Here is a 25,662-nt window from a genome sequence, read left to right as displayed (position 1 = left end):
GGCGTAAATCATGTATTCTACTATTCTTTTAGCAATTGATGGTTCAAAAAACTCGTTAAGAGCAACAACAGAAGCAGTAAAATTAGCTTCCCTTCAGGAGAATGCTGTAATTACAGTTGTTCATGTCCTAGATATCACTCAATCGAAATATGATGTATTGCACGCTCAAGGGAAGGCTGATTTAGAACTTACTAGGCGGAAAAAATTCTTATCAATGGAAGAATACTTACAATCCAATAATATCACTTATAAACTACTATTTCTTCATGGAGAGCCGGGTCCTACAATTGTCGAGTATGCAAATCAAAAGAGCTTTGACTTACTTGTCATTGGCAGCCGCGGATTAAATTCCTTGCAAGAACTGGTATTGGGAAGTGTTAGTCATAAAGTAATCAAAAGCGTAAAATGTCCAGTTTTAGTTGTTAAATAAAAAAAGAGCTAATCAAATGATTATCCTGTTTGATTAGCTCTTTTTTTATAGCCAAGAGAATTAGTTTTGATATAAATACGTTTTTACTCCTTGAATATGTAGCTTGATTTTATATAACCCTCCTGATTGTGGATACTTTTTTAATTCTTCATCATCCAAACCAGATCTCGCTGTCGTTATATATAACTCATTTAGTTTTTTCCCTCCAAATGTACAAGACGTCACATTCGGCACTGGCAAGCATATTTCACTTAATTTCCCCCCACTCTCTGGATTCCATCTAGACACTCTTCCTCCACCGTAATGAGCAATCCATAGCATTCCTTCGCTATCAATTGTCATACCATCTGGGAATCCTTCTTCCTCTGAAAAATCAATAATCTGCTTTGCTTTTCCTAATTTTCCTGTTTCCAAATCATATTCATAACGTGTTACTGTTTGAGCAGGTGTATCAATATGGTATAAGTATTCATTATCACTAGTCCATGCAATGCCGTTCGAAATACTCAAATGACTTATTTTTTCCGTCCATTTTCCCTCATTATCAAGACAGTATAGTGCTGCATCTTTCGTCTTTCCATCTCTGCACATTGTACCTGCCCATAAACGACCATAAGCATCACATTTCCCATCATTAAAACGATTCTGTTTTAAATCTCGCTCTGGATCGCCAATAAACTTTAGTTGCTCTGTTTCTATATTTAAAAGATGAAAGCCATTATCTAATGTAACAATAAATTCTGTATCTTTTGTTATACAAGGGATAACAGCCGATACTTCTCGTTCTAGTTGAACCTGTTTGTGCTCACCAGAAATATGGTTATACATATGTACTTTTTTTCCTTCAATATCTACCCAATATAAAATATTGTTTCTAAAATCCCAGCATGGTCCTTCTCCAAGCACAGCTTTTGCATCAAGTACTAATTCTAGATCCTCTATCATATGTTTCCCCCTCCAACTATGTATAATCTATCTCCTTGTCCTATACCTTTTCTAGATAGAAAAGAAACCCATATTATTAAAATTTTATAAAAATATGCTCGTTTTTATGTTTTAATCAATCAAATTCGGGATATTATAATAAAACTAGCTCCTTTCGTAATGTAGCTCTGCTTTGGTTATGTTTTCTAGAAAACATTTCTCCAAATTAACCTACGAATTTACGAGTAAGGGGCTAGTTTTTATTTATGAGTACTAGACTTAAATAACCATTTTATGGAATAATCCTGTCGCAATCTCTCGGAAACGCGCTTGCTTCCCGAATATTTCCTAGGTTTAGAAACTTCATGATAATTCGTTCTAAGCCAATTCCAAACCCTCCATGTGGTGGAATTGCATATGCAAAAGAATCGATATATGCCTTAAACTCATCTGGGTTTAGTCCCTTTTCTTTAAAAGATGCTATCAGCTCTGCTTGTCGATGAATTCTCTGTCCGCCTGAGGTAATTTCACTTCCTTTATATAAAAGGTCAAATGAATCAGTTAACACCGGATTCTCCTTATTTGGCATTGTATACATCGGTCTAGTTGTTCTCGGATAGTTGGTTATAAAAACAAAATCACTTCCGTACTTTTCCTTTATATAGTTTCCAATGCACTTTTCCCCTTCTGTATTTAAATCTCCTTCTGGGGAATCCTTTTGATACTTCTTCTTTAATAGTTGCTGTGCCTCTGCTAATGTCATTTGGGGAATATCGTTAATCACTGGTATTTCAACCTTTAGTATGTCTAACTGTTTCTGACAATGCTCCTTCACATAATCAAAAGTATATTGAAGAACCTGCTTTTCCATCTCCATTACTTCCTCGACGTTTTCAATAAAGCCCATTTCGACATCTAGCGAGGTATATTCATTTAAATGTCTAGAGGAATTATGTTCTTCTGCTCTATATACAGGAGCAATTTCAAACACTCTTTCAAACCCCGCTCCAACCATCATTTGTTTATAAAATTGCGGAGATTGAGCTAAATAAGCATTTTTATCAAAGTAGTTAAAGGTAAAAACATTGGCCCCGCCTTCTGCTCCTTGTGAAACGATTTTAGGAGTGAAAATCCGGGTGAACCCTTCCTTTGTTAAGAACTCTGCAAAACCTTTTACAAACATGGATTGGACTGTAAAAATAGCATTTATTTGCTCGTGTCTTAATGATAAAACTCGATGATTTAATAAGTGGTCTAACCCTGCATTTACTTTTTTCTTATTAATTTCAAATGGCAAAGGATCCGCTTCAGCTAGTACGATTAATTCGTTTACTTGCAGTTCTACTCCATTTGCTGTTTTATCCGTTTTTACAAGAACTCCAGTCACCCGAACTACACTTTCTGTTTCTATTTTCAACTGATTTTGCTCCTGCTCTAAAACACATTGTACTGTTCCAGTACGATCTCTCAATAACAAGAAGCCAACCTTTCCTAGTTGGCGAATTTTCTTCACCCAGCCCTTTAATATTACTTCTTTACCAATATGTTGCTCACACTCAGAAATGAGTACCCTTTTTGAAAATTCCATATCGTTGTTCCTCCTAAAGTTAGTAAATTCTCTTGATTCATATCGTTATCATCATCGTCATCCACGGTACTCACCTCCTTAAATTTATGCAAAAAAACAACAAAAATCCGCCCCTATAAAAGGGACGGATTATCCGCGGTACCACCCAAATTGTTCTTTTAAAAAAACCACTTGTATCATAACGGTGACGGCCGGTTACTTCTACTAGTTAGTTATACAACGTTCAAAGTAACACTCACAGATGTCTTCTCCTAAGACTTCAACACAATCTTTTCAGCTGCCGACTGCTCTCTTTTGAAAAAGTTTTTTAGGATACTCCTTCTGATCTACATGTTCGCTCGATGAAATTATGTTTTATTATAGTCCTCTATCTTTCCAATTTCAACCACTAAAAAAAGAAAATATAAATATTTCTGAATATGACTTTCCCTAAGTTGCATAAAGTTTACTAATACGATGTTGAATTTGAGGTGAGCTTATTGAATACATTTCTCGAATCGGTTAAAACAGAACAACAAAGACGTGTAAAAGAACTTGTCGAACATCAGCAAGCAAATGGATCTTTTCCTTTTCGTTTTCAGGGAAGCTTAATGACAGATGCATTTTATATCATCACCATAAGAGCTTTAGACATCCAGACAGAAGAAGAAAATATTCGCCTTTTAACGAAGACACTGCGTGCCACTCAGCATAGAGAGGGCTATTGGAAAGCATATAGTGATGAGCCTAACGGGCATTTATCCGCAACCATTATTGCGTATACTGCTCTTTTATACTCTGGACATTATTCGAAGAACGACAATCAAATGAAGAAAGCAAAAGCATTTATAGTAAAAAATGGCGGATTAGCGAAAGCTCATTTTATGATAAAATGGATGCTTTCCGTCAATGGTCTTTACCCATGGTCCCATATGATCTATATTCCGATGACATTTCTACTTTTGCCCACCTTTCAACCTATTAATTTCTATCAGTTTAGTGCCTATGCTCGTATTCATTTCATACCAATGTTAATAGCAGCGAATAAAAAATTCACTATCGATGCTAAAACAAAACCACAGCTAGATGACTTATTTGCAAGAGATATAGCCCTTTATCCATCCTATGCTCACTTAGAAGATGAGCGCTCTCCAATTACCTTCCTATGGAAAGAGATGAAACGAATAGGAAAATTCCCGTCTTATCTCCATCACCTAGGCTTTCAATACGGAGAAAAGTACATGTTAGATCGACTAGAAGAAGATGGAACGCTTTACAGTTATGCAAGCGCAACTTTCTTTATGATTTATGCACTACTTGCGCTTGGCTATAAAAAGGACTCTCCTGTTATTCAAAAAGCAGTTACTGGTCTCTCATCCCTCATTGATAAAAGAGGGGAACAAAGTCACCTCGAGAATTCTACCAGCACCGTTTGGGATACAGGGTTAATTAGTTATACGTTACAGCAAGCGGGAATGGCTACTGACACTACCCCGATAAGAAAAGCAACGAAATATCTACTGACAAAACAGCATACAAAAAAAGGAGATTGGCAGGTTCATAACCCCCATACAGAACCTGGTGGATGGGGCTTTTCTGACATTAATACAAATAACCCAGACAATGATGATACCTCTGCAGTTTTACGAGCCATAACAGCTCCAGCAGCAATAGACCAAACTGTCCATCAGGCTTGGCAAAAAGGAACAAACTATTTACTTTCCATGCAAAACAGAGATGGAGGATGGGGAGCCTTTGAAAAAAATACCGATTGGGAAATACTTAAATTAGTTCCAATTGAAAATGCAAAAGATGCAGCAATTGATCCTTCTACTGCTGATTTGACAGGAAGAGTGCTAGAATACTTGGGAAACTTTGCGCATTTAGACTACACGCATCCTCATATAAAGCGAGCCAAAAGCTGGCTAATCGACCATCAGGAAAAAGATGGTTCTTGGTATGGCAGATGGGGTGTTTGTTATATTTACGGAACATGGGCAGCAATTACTGGTTTAGCCGCTGTTGGTATGGATGTAAATCACCCAACAATCAAGAAAGCTATAGCTTGGTTGAAAAAAATTCAACAATCAGATGGAGGATGGGGCGAATCTTGCCAAAGCTGTGAAAAATTATCCTATGTGTCTCTCCCATTCAGCACAGAATCACAAACGGCTTGGGCTGTTGATGCATTAGTTGCAGCAGGGGAAGGAGCAAGCAAAGAAGTAAAAAGGGGAATAAGCTATATACTAGAAAAAAAACAAGAGGATGATGCAATTACCTATCCTACAGGAATTGGTTTACCAAATCAATTCTATATCTATTATCATAGCTATAATAAGATTTTTCCATTATTGGCTCTTTCCCATTATATAAGCGATAGAAAAACAAGGTAGCAAAGCTTTACCATAAAATCGATTGTTTTTCCGAAGCAACACTCCTACGAATTGGCTTCGGAAAAACAGCTCTTTTCTACTTCGTTCGAATATTTTCGCTATGATTTTTTCTCAAAAGAAGAAAAAACAACACTAATCCAATCGTAACAGAAATATGGCCTAAGCCTGCAATTCCAGAAATAGCAGAGTCTACCCCAACTGATAAATCAAATTCAAGCACTTGCAGTGTCCCACGAATAATCATTAATGTAATCGTTGAAAGTACACCAATATTATAAAAATAAAAGAACACATCAAAATTTTTAAGCGTATGTATTTTCATCGTATAACAGAATAAATAGACAATCAGCATAATCATCATTCCTAAGGCAAATGAGTGGGTATGAACAACGGAGAGCTGAGTTTCCCCTGCAAAATCTCTCATTTTTGTAAATTCTCTATAGTAAACACCACTAACTAATCCTAAAATAGCATAAAAGAAGGCTATATTTAATACTTTCTTCATGTCTCTACTCCCTTTCAAGCCTATTCAATCACTACCTACCATTCTAACAAAATCCCAGTCTCGATACTATGACAGATTTGTGGCTGTATTTTCACTTATTTATTAAGCTTTTTTTCATGATGAAATATAGGCATATGCCTCTTGAACTTCCCATTTAAAAGTGCTATCCTATACAAAACATTCCAATTCATAGAAATCAATGAAGAGAAAAAGTACGTTTTGTGTCCCTTTTAGCGAGCTGGGTATGGTGAAAGCCAGTAAGGAAAGCAAACCGGAAAAATCATCTCTGAGATGCAAGGCTGAACCGTTAGTAAGTCTTGACGGATTTCCACCGTTAAAAGGAACACGTATGATAGTACGTTGACTAAGCGCTGTTTGCTTTTTTGCCAAACAGAATTTGGGTGGTAACGCGGGTTATGAATAATACACTCGTCCCTACAAAGGGACGGGTGTTTTTTATTTCCGAAAATATCTTTCTATACTGGAATGTTTACTGATTAAAAATGGAGGGATATGCATGGAAAAACCAAAAGAAACAGACAGAGCCCGTGAAAAAAGAATACTCGCCTTTTGGGAAAAAGAACGAATTTTTCAAAAATCAATCGAACAGCGCAAAAACAATGATTCTTTTGTATTTTACGAAGGACCGCCAACAGCTAATGGCCTTCCACACGTCGGCCATGCACTAGGCAGAACTATCAAAGATATTATTGCCCGCTTTCAAACAATGAACGGAAAACAAGTAATTCGCAAAGCCGGTTGGGATACCCACGGACTCCCTGTTGAATTAGGGGTAGAAAAAAAACTCGGTATTTCTGGAAAACAAGAAATCGAAAAATACGGGGTTATTCCATTTATTGAACAGTGCAAAGAAAGTGTATTCTCTTATGAAAAGCAATGGAGAACCTTTACGAAAGAATTAGGATATTGGGTTGATATGGATGAACCATATATGACCATGAGTAATGAATATATGGAATCGGTTTGGAATATCCTTGGAACTATTCATGAAAAGGGCTGGCTGTATAAAGGACACCGCGTCTCTCCATACTGCCCTAGCTGCCAAACCTCCTTAAGCTCACATGAAGTGGCACAAGGCTATAAAGATGTAAAAGATTTAAGTGCAACCGTTAAATTTAAATTAACTACAAAAGCAAATGAATATATACTAGGTTGGACAACGACACCTTGGACGCTACCAGCGAACGTGGCCTTAGCAGTTCATAAAGACTTAGATTATGTAAAAGTAAAAGTAGGGGAAGAAATATTCATTGTTGCTCAAAATAGATTGCAGCAGGTTATTGGCACAGAAGGGGAAGTAATCGAACAATTTAAGGGATCAGCCTTAGTTGGTCTCTCCTATTCAGCACCATTTTCCTATATTCAAGTTGTGAAAGGTCATACCATTCATCATGGCGATTTCGTCACAAGTGAAAGCGGAACAGGAATTGTCCATATTGCTCCTGCTTATGGAGAGGATGACTATCGACTTGTGCAAGAAAACAATCTTTCTTTTGTACACGTAGTCGATGAAAGGGGAAGATACAAAGAATGTATTCCTCCTCTAGCTGGCGCCTTTGTAAAAGACGGGAAAGTGGATGTGGAGATAATCAAAATGCTTCACCAAAAGGGGTTGTTATTCCATAAAGAAAAGTATGAACATTCCTATCCACATTGCTGGCGCTGTGACACAGCTCTTTTGTATTACGCGACAGAAAGCTGGTTTATTAAAACTACTGCCGTAAAAGAAATGCTTATCACTAGAAATCAAGAAGTAACTTGGCATCCTGAGCATATAAAGGATGGTCGTTTCGGAAAATTTCTTGATGGTTTAGTCGATTGGAATATAAGTCGAAACCGATATTGGGGAACACCACTAAATGTTTGGCAATGTACTTCCTGTCAAAAGGAGATTGCTCCAAAAAGTATTGCACAAGTAAAAAAATATACTAAGGCCCCATTTGACCAGTTAGAATTGCATAAACCTTACGTAGATGAACTTGTCTTAACATGTCCATCTTGCAGTGGAGAGATGTATCGAACACCTGAAGTAATCGACGTATGGTTTGATAGTGGCTCCATGCCATTTGCCCAATATCATACTCCATTTGAAAATAATGAAGTATTTCAACGGCAGTTTCCTGCAGATGTTATTGTAGAAGGAATTGACCAAACAAGAGGATGGTTTTATTCGCTATTGGCTGTATCTGTCCTCTATACTGGTAAAGTACCATATAAGAATGTTGTGGCTACAGGGCATGTATTAGATGAGGATGGGCAAAAAATGTCTAAAAGTAAGGGCAATGCGCTAGACCCTGTCCAGCTTATCCAAACATATGGTGCAGATGCACTACGATGGGCGCTTATCGCAGATAGCGCTCCATGGAACCAAAAAAGATTCTCAGCAAAAAATGTCCAAGAGGCAAAATCAAAAATCATTGATACATTTTTAAGTTTATTTCATTTCTACTCCTTATACGCTGAGATAGATGGTTTTGAGACAGATTTACCTAAAGTTAAAAATATGCCTAATATGGATCACTGGATTCTCTCTCGCTTAGCAACGACGACAATGGTCGTGCAATCAGAGATGGAACAATATCAAGTGACTAATGCAGCTCGGAAACTTGGTGAGTTAATGGACGATGTAAGCAACTGGTATATTCGTAGAAATCGCGAACGGTTTTGGATAGCCGGAATGTCTGAGGATAAAATTTCTGCCTTTCAAACACTATATACTGTATTAACTCAGTTATCACAATTGCTTGCTCCTTTTACTCCTTTCACTTCTGAAAGCATTTATCTTGCCTTAACAGGGAAAAGCGTCCATCTGACTAACTTTCCTTCAAAGAATTCAGAAAGAATGAATAAACAATTAGAAGAACAAATGGAACAGGTTAAAGAGATAGTTGAACTAGGGCGAAGTCTCCGTCACCGGTTTCAACTAAAAACAAAGCAACCTTTAGCAACACTACTGATTTTCTCAGCAACGAATTCGCCAGATATCGAGCTTATTAAATTTGAGCCAATTATAAAAGATGAACTTAATGTAAAAAGCATTAACTGGATAGATTCTCAAGATAATTATGTTCAATATTCCTTAAAGCTCAATTTTCAAAAGACAGGACCAAAACTAGGAAGTAATACAAAGCAACTTAATGATAGAGTGCAAACTGCTACAGAAGAAGAGATAAATTTCTTTAGAAATAAAGGATATTTAACTTTTCAGCTAGAAAGTAAAGAAAGTGTTACCTTAGCAGGAGATGAAATACTCCTCCAAAGAAAAACAAATTTACCTGGATATCATGAGGCCTCTAATAAGAACTTTACCGTAATGCTTGATACTACCGTATCAGTAGCATTAAAAAAGGAAGGGAACATCCGAGAACTGATTCGGTCTATCCAAGATTTGCGCAAAGAGAAAAATCTGCCTGTCGATAAAAAAATGGATTTATATATCGACAGTTCATCCATTTTCAAAAATACAATGATGGAATATCATTCCCTCATTCATAAAGGCGTTATTCTTCATAAGCTCCTCTTTGAAAGAATAGCAGAAATGAAAGAAATTCAAATAGACGGCGAAATTGTATACATTGGATTGAAATAACTATACGTAGGGCTGTCTCAAGCAGGGTGCATAACCTATTTGAGACACCTTTTTTCTTTCCAATGAATTGTTTTTCAGATTGTTTTCTAAAAGAAATTAGTCGTAAGCTGTTCTATTTTTTCCATATTAGATTATACTATTGGGCAGGGGTGAAAAAAATGTACAAACTATTATCGCATAATGACCTAGATGGAGTTGGCTGCGGCATTGTGGCAAAGCTGGCTTTCGGAGAAGACGTAGAGATTCGTTATAACTCCGTTTCTTTTCTGAATCAAGAAGTAGAAAAATTCTTAGATCAAAAAATAGAAAATACCTTCCTCTTTATTACCGATCTTTCTGTTAATGAGGAAAATACAATTCGACTAGATGATTATTATAAAAAGGGTGGAAAAGTTCAACTTATTGACCATCATAAAACGGCACTTCATTTAAATGATTTTGAATGGGGATTTGTTTCTGTTCAAGATGAGGATGGAACGTTAACTAGTGCCACTTCTTTATTATATGAATACCTTGTCAAAAATGGCTATATGACACCCTCTCCAGCGGTGGATGAATTTGTTGAACTAGTAAGACAATACGATACCTGGGATTGGGAAAGAAATAATAATTTAGAAGCACAACGTCTAAATGCACTTTTTTATCTAATTTCTTTTGATGAATTTGTTGAGAAAATGGTAACACGTTTAAAGGAAAATGAGCATTTCTTTTTTGATGAGCTAGAAGTACAGATACTAGATATGGAAGAAAAGAAAATTGACCGTTACATCCGACGCAAACGACGTGAACTCGTGCAAAAGGAGATTGATGGTTTATATGCAGGCGTTGTATATGCAGAGCAATACCATTCTGAATTAGGGAATGAGCTCGGAAAAGAGTACCCTCATTTAGATTACATAGCGATTGTTAATATTGGCGGGAAAAAGCTTGGTTTCCGTACCATTCATGATCATGTAGATGTATCCAAAGTAGCAGGTACCTATGGCGGTGGTGGTCATGTCAAAGCATCTGGCTGCAACTTAACCGATAAAGCCTATCAAAATTATTGCTTAGATACTTTTGCATTAGAACCGTTAAGAGAAGATCCAAAAAAGAATGAATACAATAAAAAAGATTCTCCACTCGGAACCTTGTTTGAAAATAAACAAGATGATATATTCTTCCTTTATCAAGTAAGCAAAAACCAGTGGGCAATCAATCATAAAAAAACCAAACTCCCGCAAACATTTCCGACCTTCTTGCAAGGGGAAATCTTCCTCCGCAGAAACTATGGGGCTTGGCTTGCAAGAGATGATAAATATATCCGCTACGTAATGGATTTTGTAAAACATAAGTAATCTATGTAAGAAAAGCAGAAGTCGGACTGTCAAAAAAACCAATGGAAAACACAAACACCATTGGTTTTTTATTATTTCATCGATTAGAACTCAATCATTGCTCCACGTTCATCAAATACCGCGCTCGGATTCCATGCTACTTCCCAAATATTATTTTCTGGATCAGCGAAATAAGAGGTTCTTCCGCCCCAAAATGCATCACTTGGTTCTCTAAGAACCTTTCCTCCCGCTTCTTTCACCTTTTCCATTACAACGTCTACTTCCTCTGGCGTATTTACAATAATAGCAAAGGTAACTCCTCTAAAGCCCTCCTTTGGATTTTGTAGTTCTATCCCAGCATCCTTCGCTAATTCCTCCAATGGAAACAAGGTTAACAAAACGCCAGCTGTCGTAAAAATAGCATATTGATTCGAACTAGATTCTTTTTCCTCCCAGCCAAGAAGTTGATAAAACCTGCGCAATTCCGGTAATTGGAAAGCTCCTAACGTTAGCAACGAAACCCTTTGTGGAACCATTTGAAATCTCCTCTCTATCATTTTTTGTATACTTTCGTTTTTTCTTTCTAGAATTCCTTTTTAAATAACATGAATTTTAAAATCCTTATTCATTTGCTATAAAGGAAATGGATTTCTAACAATAAAAAAGAAAAATAGAAGAACTGCTAGTTAAGCAATCCCTATTTTCCTTCCACTATTTCAAAATATACAGAGAATCTCGTACCATTCTCGCTTGTCTTAACTTTTATTCTCGCTTTATGACGTTCTGCAATTCGATAACACACCGCAAGGCCAAGTCCTGTACCATTGTCCTTCGTTGTAAAAAAAGGTGTTCCTAATTTATTTAAGATTTCCTCATCAATTCCAGTACCGCTATCGATGATTTCCAACACAAGATATTGTTCTTGGCAAAATGTTCTTATTGTGAGAATTCCTTCTGCATCCATAGCTTCTAAACCATTTAAAGCAAGGTTCAGTAAAAGCTGCCTTATTTCTTTCTCATCCAAATAAAGTTCAGGACAATCATCCAACTGGAGATTCACCTTTTTTCCAGTCAATAATGCCTCTGCATTAATTAAGGGATAAATAATTTCAATAATCTTATTTAACGAGTACTTTCTCTTATCGCTCGTCTTATTTTTTGCTAATGTTAGAAACTCTTTGATAATCTTATTCGCCCGATCTAACTCATCAATCATTAACTCCATATGCTCTAATGATAAATTTGAAGGATTCGATTTTCCAATTTGCAAGAATCCATGAACTGTTGTCATCGGATTACGAATCTCATGAGCTATTCCAGCGGCCATTTCCCCAACTAGGTTTAATTGATCTAGTCTTGCCATTTCCTTTTCAAAAGCCAATCTTTCTGTTATATCGTTCAAAACGATTAACACACAATTTTTATTCTCAATTGTTATAATCTCCGTAGATAATAATCCTTGCTTCTGTTCCCCATTTTTCAGCATGAAAAAGACTCTTTGATTTTTAAATGGGGTCTGCCATTCATCCTCATGAAATTTCTCTTCTAAGCCATTTATATCTTTGGATATCTCCCATTGATAACTGTCTTCCTTCAACTCTTCCATCGTATAACCTGTACTTGCCACCCAGTTTTTATTTACAGCAATAAAAACTGGGTTTTGCAAGGAACGAATTGCCATCATGCATGGACTCGCCTCGAATATTTGTTGAAATCGTCCTTCGGAAAGCATTAAATCATCTGTTACCCTAGATTTTTCCTCCCGTTCCCTATGCAGCTGATGATTCATAGATAATAACTCTAGCGTTCTTTCTTCTACAGCATGCTCTAGTTGATCAACTTGTTGTTTTCTTAATAGCTCTACCTCTTTTCTTTCAGAAATATCTCGAATCGTACATACGAATAGCTGATAATCTTCAACCATTGCATCCCCAATATATAAATCAACGGGAAAAATAATATTATTCTTCCGCTTCGCTTTTGCCTCTATCATTCTACCAATAAAATTTGGCATGAGTATATCGAAGGTAATAGGTGTCTCTCCAGAAACTTCTGATTCAACAGAATGCAAGAGAACTTCGATAGAAGACCCAATAAGGTCATCTTCTTCATAACCAAACATATTTCTTACACTTGGATTAACACTAATAATGGTTCCATCTTCATCGAAGGTGACAATTGTATCCTGTAACGCTTTCTGTAAGACAGAAGAGAATACCGTATTTTTAGTCAAATCCATTTTCGTTATTCTTAGTTCCTTATTCATTTTCTCCAGTTCTGATGTTGTTTGCCAGTTAATCTCATGGAGACTTTTCGTATGGCTTTCATAAATTTGAACAAACTGAGCCACTTTACTTCTTAATGTTTCTGGATTAAAAGGTTTTACAATATAATCAATTGCCCCTACTTGATAACCTTGTGTAATATGTTGAATATCTTGTGAGATGGCGGTAATAAAAATAATGGGAATATGTCGTGATTTTTTTCGTTCTTTAATTAATTTTGCTGTTTCAAACCCGTTTAAACCTGGCATTTGGACATCGAGTAAAATAACAGCGAAGTCATATTTTAAAATGCATTTTAAAGCTTCTTCACCTGATTTAGCAAATACTAAATGATAACGAGGAGAATTTAATACTGCTTCTAGCGCCAAAAGATTTTCTTGTAAATCATCTACCATTAAAATGTAGATTGGTTCCGATACAGAAGAAGATAGATTTTTCTTTTGTTCTATAGATTGAGCCGAATACTGCATAAATATATGAAGCCTCCTATCTATTAACAAGCCATTTACCAACGTTACCTATATATCAGTATCGCTCTATTATTCCTTATAAAGCCAAACTTGAATAAGCGAATATAATTGTTCTAAATTAACTGGTTTACTAATATAATCAGATGCTCCCGCTTCTATACATTGCTCTCGATTATGTTTCATCGCCTTTGCAGTCAATGCAATAATTGGCAATGTTTTAAACTTCTCCTTTTTTCTTATGATGGAAATAGCTTCTAAACCACTCATTTCTGGCATCATAATATCCATTAATACAAGATCAGTGTCCGGGTTTTCCTCTAAAAGATTTATACCATCCTTACCATTTTCCGAATAAAGTATGTCAATATTATACTCCTCTAAAGCTGCATGGATGGAAAAGATGTTGCGTATATCATCATCTATGATTAGGACTTTCTTTCCCGTTAAATGAACACTCTTATTAGAGTCGATGTTCTCTATTAACTCTCCCTTTGCGGTTGCAATCTGCCGATAACTCCCTTCCATAGAAATAGGTTCTTTAGCTAAGACTGTTCCCTTTTTCGTTTGTCCTTTTATAGGCAAATAAATGGAAAAGGAGCTTCCCATTCCTTCGATACTGGTTGCTTCTAATTCCCCTCCAAGCAAGCGGGAAATTTCCTTACAGATAGATAATCCAAGTCCTGTACCACCGTATTTTCTGCTAATGGTTCCATCCGCTTGCTTAAATGGCTCAAAAATAATACTCATTTTTTCCTCAGGAATACCAATCCCTGTATCCTTCACAGTAAAGGATAAAACCACTTCATCAGGTATGGCCAACTTAGAAGTATCTTCCATTTGAACAGAGAGCTCTACCTTTCCCTTTTCCGTAAATTTAAACGCGTTAGACAGTAGATTTTTTAATACCTGATTTAAACGATGGCTATCTGTTTCAATACAAGTAGGAACTTCTTTATCAATTTTTATCAGAAAATCAAGCTTCTTTTGATTAGCGATAGGAGAAAATTGGTTTTTCAAACAATTTAGGATTCCCTCCATTTTCACAGGCTCCTCTATTATCTCCATCATCCCAGTCTCAATCTTTTCCAAGTCTAAAATTTCATTAATCAACCTTAATAATTCATTGCCAGAATAATAGATTGTTTGTAAATATTGAATTTGCTTTGCATTTAAATTTTCATTTTCCTTTTCCACTAGCATTTGCGACAATATCAGCATACTATTTAAAGGTGTTCTCAGTTCATGAGACATATTAGCTAAAAACTCTGATTTATATTGGGAACTATAAATCAACTGCTGTGCTTTTTCTTCTAATTTCTTGCTTATTTTTTCGAGTTCTGCATTTTTTTCTTCTGAAACTCTATATTGAGTCTGCAGTTCCTCATTAATAGCCATTAATTCTTGCTGCTGTGCTTGCAGCTCCTCCGATTGGCTTTGTAGCTCCTCTGTCAAACGTTGTTCATCTTCTAACAATCTCTTAACTTCCAGTCGATTGATAATCCCTTGAATCGATATACCTAAATATTCCACCACTTCTTTAAGTAAACTTTGTTGCAAAGGTCTAACATATTGTAAAGAGGCTAATTCCACAATTGCCAATACCTTTCCTTCATAGGAAATAGGTTGAATCAAGACCTGCTTTGGCTCTGCCTCTCCTGACCCGGATTTAATCTTTATGTATCCTTTAGGGATATCAATAAGACTGATACTTTTATTCTCTTTCGCAGCTTGTCCTACTAGCCCCTCCCCAAGTTGGATAATAGATTGTTGTTCTTGACTATGAAAAGCATAATTTGCTATTTCCTCTAGATAACGAACATTCCCCTTCTTATTTAATAGATAAAAGATACCATATTGGGCACCAACTGCTGGTGTTATTTTGCTAATAAAGTAGTCTGCAAGAGATTCCATTGTTTCTGCCATAGAAAAATTCGTTGTAATTTCTGCCAATTGTGAATCAAGCCAACTTTTCTCTTCTGCCTTTGCACGGCTTTCTATTTCATCCTGAGAATAATTTTCTAAAGTTGTTACCATTTCATTAAAGGCACGGGAAATTTCTCCTATTTCATCCTTTGACGCAACCTTTAATCGTGGGAATTTTATACCTTTTTTGTAGGATATACCAGACATAACAGTAGTAACTTGGCGCAAATTTTTCGTTAATCCTCTAATTAAATAGATAGCTAGCGCTATACTGCATACGACCCCGACAATAATATAAATATACGTCATCAGTACAACGATATCATATGTTTTTTTCGAATTTTCTAGGTCATCCTGCATTTCTTGAATCTGTACTGTATAAAGGGAACTGGCAATTTGCAGTAATCTATTTTTTTCATCATTTTCTCTGACCCAAAAATTTGTATTCATTTTTTTATTTTCAGCTTCTATTATCTGTTGCCCTTTTTCTTCAAATGGTTCGTAAAGGATTTCAAATTTTATTAAAAGATCCTGCGCCTCTTCTCTTTTATCATTCTCTGTTAAAAAATTATGTGCTTTGTTTATTTCCTTTCTTGTATCTTCCATATGTCTCATCGTTATATCATTGAGCGTTTTAGAAGATTGGGAGGACAATTCATAAAGTTGCCTGCTTAAATTATTCACTTCATTCTTTAATGTATAAGCAGCATTTATTCTTTCAGTTTTGTCATGGACAAGTAGATGCATTTTGTCATTTTGCTGTCGAAGCATACTCAGGAGTACAATAATTAGAATGGTGATTAAAATAAAGATAATTCCTAAACCAAAATAAAGCTTTGTACTAAATCTCATGTATCCTCCTATCAATCTACAGTTTAAAAGGCGAAGCTTGGAAGATTATTTTTTTATAAAGTGAAACTTCCTTCAGTGGGGTTCCTTCCTCCCCCACTGATGGTTAGTTGAACCAATCGGACCTTTACGGACAGTTGATCTCCCACTTCTCTTCCTCGCATACTCATAAGCTTGAGGGGAGTCTTACTGTCCGTTAAGAGTGGGAAAAACAATGAAGACTTTTTAAAGTTATGTAAATAATGCCATTATAAGAAAATTATATGTTAAATAAGGAAATGACACAATATGATAAATGGATGAAACTAGGAGTAACAGAGATGGAGAACAACATAATACTTGGAGACAAAAAGTAATTTTTATAAAGGGTACTAAAGTATTAAAAAACTCCTAAACCTGGTTATCTGTTTAAAGGTTTAGGAGTTTTTCATAATAAATATGTCTTAAAGTTGCCGATTCTTTATAAGCATCATCTAATATCTCTCCTAAGATAGCATCAGAAACTTCCGGAGAAAGTGACTTTTTCTTTATAAGAGTACGAACCTCAAATAAAAAATCAATATACGCAATATAATTATCATCATACGTATGCTGCCATTCTTCCTTTATCTTCTTTGCGAGTTTCGGACTTGCCCCATTAGTGGAAACAGTTAAATGAAGACGCCCCTTTTTAAAGCTAGCAGGAAGCTGACAATTTCCTTCTTCATAGGAGGAAGCATCATTAACCAAACTAATTGATTTAAGTTGTTGGGAGATACGACGATTTTCTTGCGAGTCATTAGTTGCTGCAACGGTTAGAAAGGCTTCGGCAAAATCCTCTTCCATTCCTTTTCTTCTAACCAACTTTATTTCTCCGTTTTTTGAAAGTTCTTCTATTTCACTACAAACTTCAGGGCTAATCACTGTTACACTTGCCCCTTCCGCAAGAAGCATTCTTACCTTTCGATAAGCAATCTTGCCACCACCTACTACTACACAATATTTATCCTTTATATCAACTAGTAATGATAGCATATTCGTTACCAACACTCATTTCTTCTATTCTTTCTTTTAAAATCTCTGCAATGAATGGATCATAGCCTAAATAAGGAGCCAACACGTATTCCTTATCAATACTGTTCATTTCTTTGATTGTCTTTTCCATTGATTTCATTAAAATCCCCGTAAAAAGAAGATAGGGAATCACTAATATATGGCGGTAGGAAGAATGTTCTGCCATTTGAAGCGCTTCTTCAAAGCTAGGTTGTGCTGCTGTTAAATAACAATCTTGTACATCAATCCGATCTACTTGTTTTTCGATTAAAGATGCGATTTTACCTAAATCCCGTTTCACATCTGGATCACTACTGCCACGCCCAACAAGAACGACATGGATCTTTTCATCGTTTTTTTTGTAAAGGGAATTATTTCTGATTTTATCTGACACAATTTCAACCATTTGAGGATGAACACCAATCGGCCTGCCATATTGTATGTGGACGTGCGGATATTCCAATGAAAGCTTTTCTAATACTTCTGGAATATCCTTTTTAGCATGGGCCGCTGTAAGCAGCAGAACCGGTATAATACGAATAGTAGTAGCACCTTTTTCTACGCAATTTCGAAATCCTTCTTCTATGGAAGGTTCCGACAACTCTAAGAAAGAATATTCTTGTATGCCTTGAAATTCATTTGTCTCCATACACTTCTTAACAAATGAGATAGCCTGCTCGCTTGCCTCTTTTACTCTGCTTCCATGACATATATATAATACTGCTTCCATTAAACTACCTCTTTCGGAATGGTTTCTCCGAAGCTTTCCTCAAACCATTGGATTTTCTCTCTCATTTTTACTACTTCGCCAATCACAATCATACATGGATTTTCAATCTTCCCTGTTTCTGCATCCTCTATTACATGATACAAGTCCGTTATAATTGTTTTTTGTTTAAAGGTTGTTCCCCAATTAATTAATGCAACTGGTGTAGTGCTATTTTTTCCAAAAGACAGAAGCTTTGACTGAATATATGGTAGATTTTTCACTCCCATATAGATGGCCAGAGTATCAATTTGAGAAAGTGCCTCCCATTTAATATGGTCTTCCTCTCCATTTTTCATATGTCCTGTTACAAACGCAAACGAAGATCCATAGTTACGATGAGTCACCGGGATACCTGCATAACTTGGCGCAGCAATGCCTGCAGTAATGCCTGGGACTATTTCAAAAGGGATCTGATTTTTTGCTAATTCTTCGGCTTCTTCTCCACCTCTTCCAAATACAAAAGGATCACCGCCTTTTAGCCTTGTTACGATTTTGCCCTTTTTGGCATGTTTGACCAAGGTTTGATTGATCAACTCTTGCTTCATGGCATGATGATGCGGCAGCTTACCGCAATAAATCAGTTCAGCTTTGGGTCTGGCATATTCTAATAACTCTCGATTTACTAAGCGATCATATAAAATAACATCTGCATTTTTGATACATTTTAGTCCTTTTACCGTTATTAAATCTGGATCTCCTGGTCCTGCACCTACTAGGTATACCTTCCCCATTTTATCCACCCTTCTTGTTGTTTCTTTATAGGATCAATTAAAAAAGTGGGGAAAGGAAATAACGATGAACGGAAAGTAATTATCTTGACTTTCGCCCAAGTTTCTCCTTTTCCCTACATTAAGAGATATAATAACCTTTTCCTTTTAAATATTGTACGATTTGTTCCACACACTCTTCAATAGAATGTTTTTCGGTATCCACTATTATTTCTGGATGAGCCGGTTCCTCATACGGAGAACTAATCCCTGTAAATTCTTTAATGATTCCTTTTCTTGCCTTCTCATATAATCCCTTTGGATCTCGAGCCTCACAAGCCTCTATCGAACACTTTATATATACTTCAATAAACTCATTATCTTCTAATAAAGCCCTTACTCTATCACGATCTTCTTGAAATGGAGAAATGAAGGCAGTTAATACTACTTGGCCACTGTCTACAAACAGCTTGCTGACTTCTCCTATTCTTCTGATATTTTCTTTACGATCCTCATCTGAGAATCCTAAGTCTTTATTAATTCCAAAACGAATATTATCTCCATCTAACACATAGCTATTTGTTTGTTCTTCAAATAATCTTTTGGCAACAGCATTCGCAACCGTTGATTTTCCGGAACCAGATAACCCAGTAAACCATAATACATAGCTGTGATGCTTGTTTCTTTCTCTTCTTTCCTTCTTTGTTACAGCATGGTCATGCCATGTAATATTTGCACTTTGGCTCAAAAGTTCTCTCTCCTTTAAGAATGAATTTCTTGTTTCTGCAATCCTTTGATCAACACTTCCACTACTTCTTTACGGCTAAATGTACTTGGTGGAATCTCTCCATTTCTTAAAAGTTCACGAACCTTCGTACCAGATAAAATTTCATGATGCTCACTGCCATGTGGACAAGTCTTTGTGGAAGCCATGTTTTCGCATTTCTTACAATAGAAACTATGTTCAAAGAATAATAGATTAATTCCTAGCTCTTCTTGTGTAAATTGATCGAAAATTCTTTGGGCGTCATAGGTTCCATAGTAACTTCCGACACCAGCATGATCACGACCTACAATAAAATGAGTACAGCCATAATTCTTTCTAACCATGGCATGGAACACTGCCTCTCTCGGCCCTGCATAACGCATAGCTGCTGGGAATACTGCTAGGAAGACACGATCCTCTGGATAGTAATTTTTTAATAGTACTTGATAACTTTCCATACGTACATCGGCTGGAATATCATCCGCTTTTGTTTCTCCTACCAATGGGTTTAAAAATAAACCATCCACTATTTCAAGGGCTGATTTTTGGATATATTCATGGGCACGATGAACAGGATTTCTTGTTTGGAATCCGACTACTGTCTTCCACCCTTTTTCTGCAAACACTGCTCTCGTTTCCGCCGGGTCTAAGTAAAAGCTACTAAAATCTGTTTTTTCTACTTTCTTTAAAAGATTAATTGGGCCGCCAAGATAAATATTTCCCCGGTCATACATTTTCTTGACACCAGGATGTGCTAAATCATCGGTACGATAAACGGAAACAGCCTCTTTATTTTTATCAGGAATATAAATATCCTCCACTGTAAGTACACCATACACTTCTCCTTGATGTACTAATTTTACGGTTTCGTGAAGTTCAATAGTTTCTGATTGTTCTTTTGAAATAGGCAATGTAATAGGAATACTCCACACTTCTCCAGTTGACAAGTGCATGTTATCTACCACTGCTTCATAATCTTTTTGTGATAAAAATCCTGTTAGTGGGCTATACGCTCCGTTGCCAATCAACTCCAAATCACTAAGTGCAATAGTGTCTATTTCTAGTTCTGCCGTGAGTTTAGATACATCAAAATTAGGGTTGTATAAATTAATTAATTTTCCACCATGTGGTTGGCTTAGTGACATTTTTAGCACACCTTTCTTTTTTCGACTATTTTAGTAGTTAACTTTTTTTACTAAGTTATTAATTTTAAATACCGCCACCGTCTTCATAAATAGTACTGTTATCTTCACGAATGGTTTTCATTAAACTTATAATTCCAAGTGTAGCAATACATACACTAAGAATGATAAGAACACTATAGATATCTGCTTTAATAAATAATTGAACCAAGCTATACGAAATAACTAGTGATAAAATTGGAGAAACAAGCCATACCTTAAATATTCTTAACACCAATTTCTTTTTCAGTATCTCATATCCATTCTTAGAAACACCTATTCCTATAATTGCAGAGCTAGTTACTTGTGTTAACGGAACTGGTATTCCAAAGATAGACGCAATCATTACTAATGTTGCACCGGTTCCTGAGATTAATCCTCCTTCAAGCTTGCTAAATTGAACAATTTTCTTTCCATTTGTCTGTAATACTCTACCACCTAAGAAAAAGGCGCCAATTGCAATAAAGAATCCTCCAATAACTACTCCTGTATTCATCGATATGAGATTGGCACCAACTAATGGGCCAATAGAGTTTGCAACATTGTTCATTCCTGCTGAGAATGCTTCAAAGCACCCAATGATAATGACAAAAATCGATAAATATTTTTCATTGTTTGGATTGCGGATCCATTCATTTTGATCCTCTAGCTTCCTTATATATTTCCCAGCACCTAAGGCGATAAAAAAAGAAACAATAGGAACTAAAATCCAAAAGAAAACAATCCATAAAATATTAGCAATATACAAACTTTTGAAGGCCACACCTACTCCTACTACACTACCAACTGTAATTTCACTTGTTGATAGGGGAATCCCCATTATATTAGCAATAAATAAGGAGAGAGCCGCTGATGATAAAATGATTAAGACGATTTTGGCATCAAGGATATCACTTGGAATGAGCCCTTCCCCAACCGTTTTTACTACTTCGCTTCCTCCAATAACAGCGCCTAGAAAAATGGCAACCCCACATATGAGAAGAGCAACTCTTTTTTTAGGAATGGCGCCAGATCCATATGCAACACCAAGACTTGCTGCTGCACCACTCGCGCCAATGTTCATTGCAAAAAACAATGACATAATACCTGCTAAAATAACGATCATATCCCTATACCTCTACTCCTTATTGTAAGTGTAACCCACATTCTGTTTTGCCTTTTCCTGTCCATCTTCCAGATCGTAAATCATCCATATTAATGGCAGGCTGTGTACATGTCCTGCAGCCAATGCTAGGATATCCCTTATCGTGAAGAATATTGTAATCTAAAGAATTCTTATGGGCATATCTCCAAACATCTTTCCATGTCCAATGAATAAGCGGACAAACTTTAACGGACTTGAATTTATTATCTTTATTAAAATATTGCGTATTTTTTCTTGATTCGGATTGTTCTCTTCGAAGGCCTGATATCCAAGCAATCGGTTCAGACAATACTTCATTTAAAGGAATAACTTTACGAATCTCACAGCATTTATTTGGATTTGATAACCAAAGTTCATCTCCATATTGAGCAGCTTGTTCTTCCAATGTAATCGCTGGTTTTTTCATTTCAATTTGCAAATCTGGATACCGTGTTTTTACTTTTTCAATTAATTTATATGTTTCATCAAAATGTACATCTGTGTCTAAAAAGACAATATGTGCATCTTTTTTTATTTTGGAAATTAAATCGATTAGGACAATTCCTTCTATTCCAAAACTACATGCATAGACAATATCATCTTCGTACGTATCATAAGCCCACTTTAAAACCTCTAAGGCTCCCTTTGTTTCCGTTTCACTTGAAAAGTCAACAGGAGGATACGTATCAATAGTTTCATAAGTTAATAATGGACTCATAAAAAAACCCTCCAATCTTATTAGAAAAACGTTAATACCTATTTAAGCAAGGGCAAAAGCCGCTAGTCCCTTTTACCAAACACTAGTTCAACTATCACGGATTATGTGACAATTAACACAAAAAGGCAGCTTTAACCCACTTTCTCAGTTAAAGTTGCCTCTAGTTTTCTAGTCAGCCTCTTTATAAAACGCCTTAATCAGAATATTCCCTCATAACAGGCTACTACCACTTATTTTCCTAAGCGTATTTTTTCATTTTTTTCAATTTGGATTATTTTCCCGTCTTGTATCACTAATGTGACAGATCCAAATTTCATGGTTTTTAGAATTGCCTCTAATTGAGTTTTCACTTTGTCTAGCTGATTTGTTTCCCCCACCAACAAATCCCTCCTTAAGAAAGGTGAAATCTTTATAAAACCTTTTGAATAGCCCTTATGCCAGACATTTTTTGATATCCAATACTCTTACCAAATGGCTGTTTGAATTTTTAGCGTTTAGAAATAGACAAACCCAAAAGATAAAGAAATCCTTCCCATTCGGAAAGATTGTAGGTACTTATTCCTTACCTTATCTTTCAAAATGGTTATCCATTTTGTTGGATTTAGCACCTTGCCTGTGAGCAGGTTGCCGGACTTCTTTGGGCCAATTCCCTCAGTCTCTCTTGATAAGCATCGTTATTTTCTAAATTTTATCATAATTGTTATTATTGTCAATAAGTTTTACTAGTTGTTTAGTCGGAATTATTTTTGGTATCTCCTAGTATTTAAGAAGGGAGATACTCTCTCTCATTATATAAAATAAGATTTTACTAGTGCATGACCAAACTTAAAAATGACCCTTTTTCTTTTGCAAAAATAGCTGATTAGCACTAGGCTACATCAGCTATTTTCCATTTCTTATTTCTTTCTTATTTTTAATAATGGCTTGGCAATGATTGGCGTTAAAATACCTGATAAAATCGCTTCTGGGACCCCATTTGTACCAACAACGGCCAAGATTGCGGGTAGAAGTTTTTCTACATTCACTCCAATAGCATTTGCATAAGGTTCTCTTACAAATAAATAGACAAAGCCAAGCACAAGAATAGTATTGGTTAAGGACCCAATAACACCAGATATACTCATTGCTAAAGTCTCATTCATTCTGTCTTTCAGTACTTTATAAAATAAGATTCCTGCTACAACTCCAATCATTACTCTTGGAAAAACAGATATCAATGGATTTGTGAAAATTATCGGTGCTAGGGCACTTGTTGGAAAAGTGAATGCGCGAATAAACGTGATAACTCCCCATACTCCTCCGATAATCGCGCCATCTAATGCTCCTAAAACAATCGCCGCGATAATAACGGTAACCGGAATGATTGTTAAGCTTAGTGCAGGAGTCGGGATATATCCTAATATCGGAACGAAAGTTTGAATAATTATAATTGCTGAAAGCAGTCCTAGTAGAACCAAGCGAGTTGTTTTATTTTTTTTCTTCATCTGCGAGTAGTTCTCCTTATTAGAAAAAGGAAGGTTCATCACTTTTTCTTCTATATAATAAAATTCCTTTGTTATCATACTACAAACGCTAGTCATTTTTCTATGATTATAGAAGGAATTTCTGCTTTTTCCTTTATAGGATGGAACTAATTACTTCCAGTTATACATTTCACCTAGACAATGTTACTTACTCTGTATAAGGAAATGTCGCTTTAAGAGTTTCCATAAATGTAAGAACATTTTGCTTCTCCTTCATAATTGGAGCAAATAGATAGGATAATCTTCTTGTAAAACGAGTATTTACTACTGGGATAATACACAGGTTCCCATTCTTTACATCTCTTTCTATTACACTTTTGGATAAAAGAGATAAGCCATACCCATTAATAATGGTTTCCTTAATTCCTTGATTACTGCTAATTGTCAAAAATGATTTTGCTCTTAGTCCATTGGAACGAATAACATGATTCAAGTATTCCCTTGTCCCCGATCCGACCTCTCTTGTAATCCATGCTTGATCATGGAGTTCTGAAATCGAAACTTGCTCTCGCTTTGCTAGCGGGTGATGGACAGATGCAACAATAAATAACTCATCCTCCATAAAAGGCACAACCTGCAATTCCTTATTGTTTGTCTGTCCTTCAATTAAGCCAATATCTACTTCATACAATCTTACCGCTTCCACAATTTCCTCCGTATTCCCAATCGTTGCTTGTATTTGCAACTCAGGATGCTGCTGTTGCAAATCAAGTAATAAAGAAGGGAGTATATATTCACCAATTGTAAAGCTCGCACCTATTTTAAGCTCCCCTTTTATCGCATGATGGTGCTCTGTAATATGCTGTCTTGTCTGCTCATATAAGCGTATCATCTGAACCGCACAATCATATAGCATTTGACCTGTTGGGGTTACCTTTAGATACTTGGGTGAGCGGTCCAGTAATTTTGTTTGAAATTCTTTTTCGAGATTTTTTATATGCAAACTAACACTTGGCTGTGACATCAGCAACATTTCTGCTGTCTTTGTAAAATTTTTCACTTCAACAAGTGTTACAAATGTTTTTAAGGCATCATACTGCATGATTTTTTCCTCCATATGGTTTAACTAGTTTAGATGAGTTGTTACTTCCGCTTTTTTGAATGAGAAGGATAGTAGCCAATTATTAAAATTACTAATAGTTGCAATTATTTATATGTATTTTACTAATTCCTTTATTTGCAGTAAAGTACAATTAGAATACGTATCATATGAGGATGGTTTAGGCGTTTTTCTTTGTGCTTGGCTTGGTTTTGGCGTTTTAACGTCTTGTCGCCTATCCAACTTTCAGTCACTAGTTAGATAAATCTACTATTAGATGGTGATTCTAAAAGACATCTATCCAATCCTTAGCTTTTGGAATAGATGAAAGGCTTTTAGAAAAGGCTTTTTTCTAAAGGATTGTTGTTTTATCAATCGAAAAAAAAGAATTAGTTGGAAAAATGGAGCAGCCGAAATACACGAAGAGGCCACGGGGATTAGCGAGACAGCCTGAGACCCCGGAGGCGAAGCTGAGGAGGCTCAGAGCGAGCCCCACGGAAAGCGAAGTGTATTCCGGCTACGGGTAATCGCA

General features: G+C 36.1%; 20 protein-coding genes, 1 riboswitch and 2 other annotated features. Of the genes, 4 read left to right on the top strand and 16 right to left on the bottom strand.

The features are described 5' to 3' along the window. Positions 1-10: 10 nt before the first annotated feature. Complete coding sequence (locus tag NKG37_RS07945) at positions 11-430, top strand: universal stress protein (protein ID WP_101729090.1); 420 nt, start codon at positions 11-13, stop codon at positions 428-430. A gap of 60 nt (positions 431-490) precedes the next feature. On the opposite strand, the gene NKG37_RS07940 is transcribed toward NKG37_RS07945, so the two are convergent. Next, positions 491-1,375, bottom strand: a complete 885-nt coding sequence (locus NKG37_RS07940) for an SMP-30/gluconolactonase/LRE family protein (protein WP_016201363.1) — start codon at positions 1,373-1,375, stop codon at positions 491-493. A 271-nt stretch (positions 1,376-1,646) separates the two neighbouring features. Further along, positions 1,647-2,942, bottom strand: coding sequence for an aspartate--tRNA(Asn) ligase (aspS, locus tag NKG37_RS07935; protein WP_169187684.1), 1,296 nt, complete (start codon positions 2,940-2,942; stop codon positions 1,647-1,649). A 117-nt stretch (positions 2,943-3,059) separates the two neighbouring features. Then, positions 3,060-3,280, bottom strand: a binding site (T-box leader). Positions 3,281-3,421: 141 nt separating this feature from the next. On the opposite strand from aspS, the gene shc reads away from it, so the two are divergent. Further along, positions 3,422-5,314 carry a squalene--hopene cyclase gene (gene shc, locus NKG37_RS07930; protein ID WP_169187683.1) on the top strand — a complete coding sequence of 631 codons (1,893 nt, stop codon included), beginning with the start codon at positions 3,422-3,424 and terminating at the stop codon, positions 5,312-5,314. A gap of 76 nt (positions 5,315-5,390) precedes the next feature. On the opposite strand, the gene NKG37_RS07925 is transcribed toward shc, so the two are convergent. Further along, the gene (locus tag NKG37_RS07925) at positions 5,391-5,819 is read right to left on the bottom strand and encodes a DUF2871 domain-containing protein (RefSeq protein ID WP_169187682.1); all 429 of its coding nucleotides are present in this window, start codon (positions 5,817-5,819) and stop codon (positions 5,391-5,393) included. A gap of 190 nt (positions 5,820-6,009) precedes the next feature. Next, positions 6,010-6,259, top strand: a binding site (T-box leader). A gap of 77 nt (positions 6,260-6,336) precedes the next feature. On the opposite strand from NKG37_RS07925, the gene ileS reads away from it, so the two are divergent. Together ileS and NKG37_RS07915 are read left to right on the top strand one after the other, a co-directional pair. Next, positions 6,337-9,429, top strand: a complete 3,093-nt coding sequence (gene ileS / locus NKG37_RS07920; protein WP_254416049.1) for an isoleucine--tRNA ligase — start codon at positions 6,337-6,339, stop codon at positions 9,427-9,429. A 158-nt stretch (positions 9,430-9,587) separates the two neighbouring features. Further along, a complete protein-coding gene (locus tag NKG37_RS07915) occupies positions 9,588-10,766 on the top strand; it encodes a DHH family phosphoesterase (RefSeq protein ID WP_016201368.1) in 1,179 nt (392 codons plus the stop codon). 83 nt (positions 10,767-10,849) lie between these two features. On the opposite strand, the gene NKG37_RS07910 is transcribed toward NKG37_RS07915, so the two are convergent. The 13 genes from NKG37_RS07910 to NKG37_RS07850 form a co-directional block, all read right to left on the bottom strand. Continuing rightward, positions 10,850-11,281 carry a VOC family protein gene (locus NKG37_RS07910; RefSeq protein ID WP_016201369.1) on the bottom strand — a complete coding sequence of 144 codons (432 nt, stop codon included), beginning with the start codon at positions 11,279-11,281 and terminating at the stop codon, positions 10,850-10,852. A 161-nt stretch (positions 11,282-11,442) separates the two neighbouring features. Next, positions 11,443-13,500, bottom strand: a complete 2,058-nt coding sequence (locus NKG37_RS07905) for a response regulator (protein WP_016201370.1) — start codon at positions 13,498-13,500, stop codon at positions 11,443-11,445. A gap of 69 nt (positions 13,501-13,569) precedes the next feature. Next, positions 13,570-16,275: a hybrid sensor histidine kinase/response regulator gene (locus NKG37_RS07900; protein WP_169187679.1), complete on the bottom strand. Its 2,706-nt coding sequence runs from the start codon at positions 16,273-16,275 to the stop codon at positions 13,570-13,572. A 405-nt stretch (positions 16,276-16,680) separates the two neighbouring features. Further along, on the bottom strand, positions 16,681-17,286 hold the full coding sequence (locus NKG37_RS07895) for a precorrin-2 dehydrogenase/sirohydrochlorin ferrochelatase family protein (RefSeq protein ID WP_040342651.1): 606 nt from the start codon (positions 17,284-17,286) through the stop codon (positions 16,681-16,683). Then, positions 17,267-18,034, bottom strand: coding sequence for a sirohydrochlorin chelatase (locus tag NKG37_RS07890; protein WP_224427561.1), 768 nt, complete (start codon positions 18,032-18,034; stop codon positions 17,267-17,269). The genes NKG37_RS07895 and NKG37_RS07890 overlap by 20 nt, the downstream gene beginning before the upstream one ends. After that, complete coding sequence (gene cobA / locus NKG37_RS07885; protein ID WP_016201374.1) at positions 18,034-18,804, bottom strand: uroporphyrinogen-III C-methyltransferase; 771 nt, start codon at positions 18,802-18,804, stop codon at positions 18,034-18,036. Before cobA ends, NKG37_RS07890 begins: the two co-directional genes overlap by 1 nt. 118 nt (positions 18,805-18,922) lie before the next feature. Further along, positions 18,923-19,528 carry an adenylyl-sulfate kinase gene (gene cysC / locus NKG37_RS07880; RefSeq protein WP_101729100.1) on the bottom strand — a complete coding sequence of 202 codons (606 nt, stop codon included), beginning with the start codon at positions 19,526-19,528 and terminating at the stop codon, positions 18,923-18,925. Between the two features lie 14 nt (positions 19,529-19,542). Then, complete coding sequence (gene sat / locus NKG37_RS07875; RefSeq protein WP_016201376.1) at positions 19,543-20,691, bottom strand: sulfate adenylyltransferase; 1,149 nt, start codon at positions 20,689-20,691, stop codon at positions 19,543-19,545. A gap of 64 nt (positions 20,692-20,755) precedes the next feature. Further along, on the bottom strand, positions 20,756-21,832 hold the full coding sequence (locus NKG37_RS07870; RefSeq protein WP_016201377.1) for a sulfate permease: 1,077 nt from the start codon (positions 21,830-21,832) through the stop codon (positions 20,756-20,758). 19 nt (positions 21,833-21,851) lie between these two features. Then, positions 21,852-22,568, bottom strand: a complete 717-nt coding sequence (locus NKG37_RS07865) for a phosphoadenylyl-sulfate reductase (RefSeq protein ID WP_016201378.1) — start codon at positions 22,566-22,568, stop codon at positions 21,852-21,854. Between the two features lie 230 nt (positions 22,569-22,798). Continuing rightward, complete coding sequence (locus NKG37_RS07860) at positions 22,799-22,945, bottom strand: YezD family protein (protein WP_016201379.1); 147 nt, start codon at positions 22,943-22,945, stop codon at positions 22,799-22,801. Positions 22,946-23,132: 187 nt separating this feature from the next. Next, positions 23,133-23,239: riboswitch (SAM riboswitch) on the bottom strand. Positions 23,240-23,464: 225 nt separating this feature from the next. Continuing rightward, positions 23,465-24,052, bottom strand: coding sequence for an ECF transporter S component (locus tag NKG37_RS07855; protein WP_224427563.1), 588 nt, complete (start codon positions 24,050-24,052; stop codon positions 23,465-23,467). Positions 24,053-24,239: 187 nt separating this feature from the next. Next, positions 24,240-25,133, bottom strand: coding sequence for a LysR family transcriptional regulator (locus tag NKG37_RS07850; RefSeq protein WP_016201381.1), 894 nt, complete (start codon positions 25,131-25,133; stop codon positions 24,240-24,242). Between the last annotated feature and the right edge of the window lie 529 nt (positions 25,134-25,662).

It is taken from the genome of Niallia sp. RD1, assembly GCF_024219955.1.
In the GTDB taxonomy this organism is placed as follows: domain Bacteria; phylum Bacillota; class Bacilli; order Bacillales; family Cytobacillaceae; genus Niallia; species Niallia alba.
The sequence above is the reverse complement of the archived record's forward strand: the minus strand, read 5'-3'. Positions and strand labels throughout refer to the sequence as shown.

Coding starts and splice junctions, on each gene's coding strand:
- NKG37_RS07945 (WP_101729090.1), top strand. CDS start 11: ATGTATTCTACTATTCTTTTAGCAATTGATGGTTCAAAAAACTCGTTA.
- NKG37_RS07855 (WP_224427563.1), bottom strand. CDS start 24,052: ATGAAGAAAAAAAATAAAACAACTCGCTTGGTTCTACTAGGACTGCTT.
- sat (WP_016201376.1), bottom strand. CDS start 20,691: ATGTCACTAAGCCAACCACATGGTGGAAAATTAATTAATTTATACAAC.
- ileS (WP_254416049.1), top strand. CDS start 6,337: ATGGAAAAACCAAAAGAAACAGACAGAGCCCGTGAAAAAAGAATACTC.
- NKG37_RS07905 (WP_016201370.1), bottom strand. CDS start 13,500: ATGCAGTATTCGGCTCAATCTATAGAACAAAAGAAAAATCTATCTTCT.
- NKG37_RS07940 (WP_016201363.1), bottom strand. CDS start 1,375: ATGATAGAGGATCTAGAATTAGTACTTGATGCAAAAGCTGTGCTTGGA.
- NKG37_RS07915 (WP_016201368.1), top strand. CDS start 9,588: ATGTACAAACTATTATCGCATAATGACCTAGATGGAGTTGGCTGCGGC.
- aspS (WP_169187684.1), bottom strand. CDS start 2,942: ATGGAATTTTCAAAAAGGGTACTCATTTCTGAGTGTGAGCAACATATT.
- NKG37_RS07910 (WP_016201369.1), bottom strand. CDS start 11,281: ATGGTTCCACAAAGGGTTTCGTTGCTAACGTTAGGAGCTTTCCAATTA.
- cobA (WP_016201374.1), bottom strand. CDS start 18,804: ATGGGGAAGGTATACCTAGTAGGTGCAGGACCAGGAGATCCAGATTTA.
- NKG37_RS07900 (WP_169187679.1), bottom strand. CDS start 16,275: ATGAGATTTAGTACAAAGCTTTATTTTGGTTTAGGAATTATCTTTATT.
- NKG37_RS07890 (WP_224427561.1), bottom strand. CDS start 18,034: ATGGAAGCAGTATTATATATATGTCATGGAAGCAGAGTAAAAGAGGCA.
- NKG37_RS07895 (WP_040342651.1), bottom strand. CDS start 17,286: ATGCTATCATTACTAGTTGATATAAAGGATAAATATTGTGTAGTAGTA.
- NKG37_RS07865 (WP_016201378.1), bottom strand. CDS start 22,568: ATGAGTCCATTATTAACTTATGAAACTATTGATACGTATCCTCCTGTT.
- NKG37_RS07870 (WP_016201377.1), bottom strand. CDS start 21,832: ATGATCGTTATTTTAGCAGGTATTATGTCATTGTTTTTTGCAATGAAC.
- NKG37_RS07850 (WP_016201381.1), bottom strand. CDS start 25,133: ATGCAGTATGATGCCTTAAAAACATTTGTAACACTTGTTGAAGTGAAA.
- NKG37_RS07925 (WP_169187682.1), bottom strand. CDS start 5,819: ATGAAGAAAGTATTAAATATAGCCTTCTTTTATGCTATTTTAGGATTA.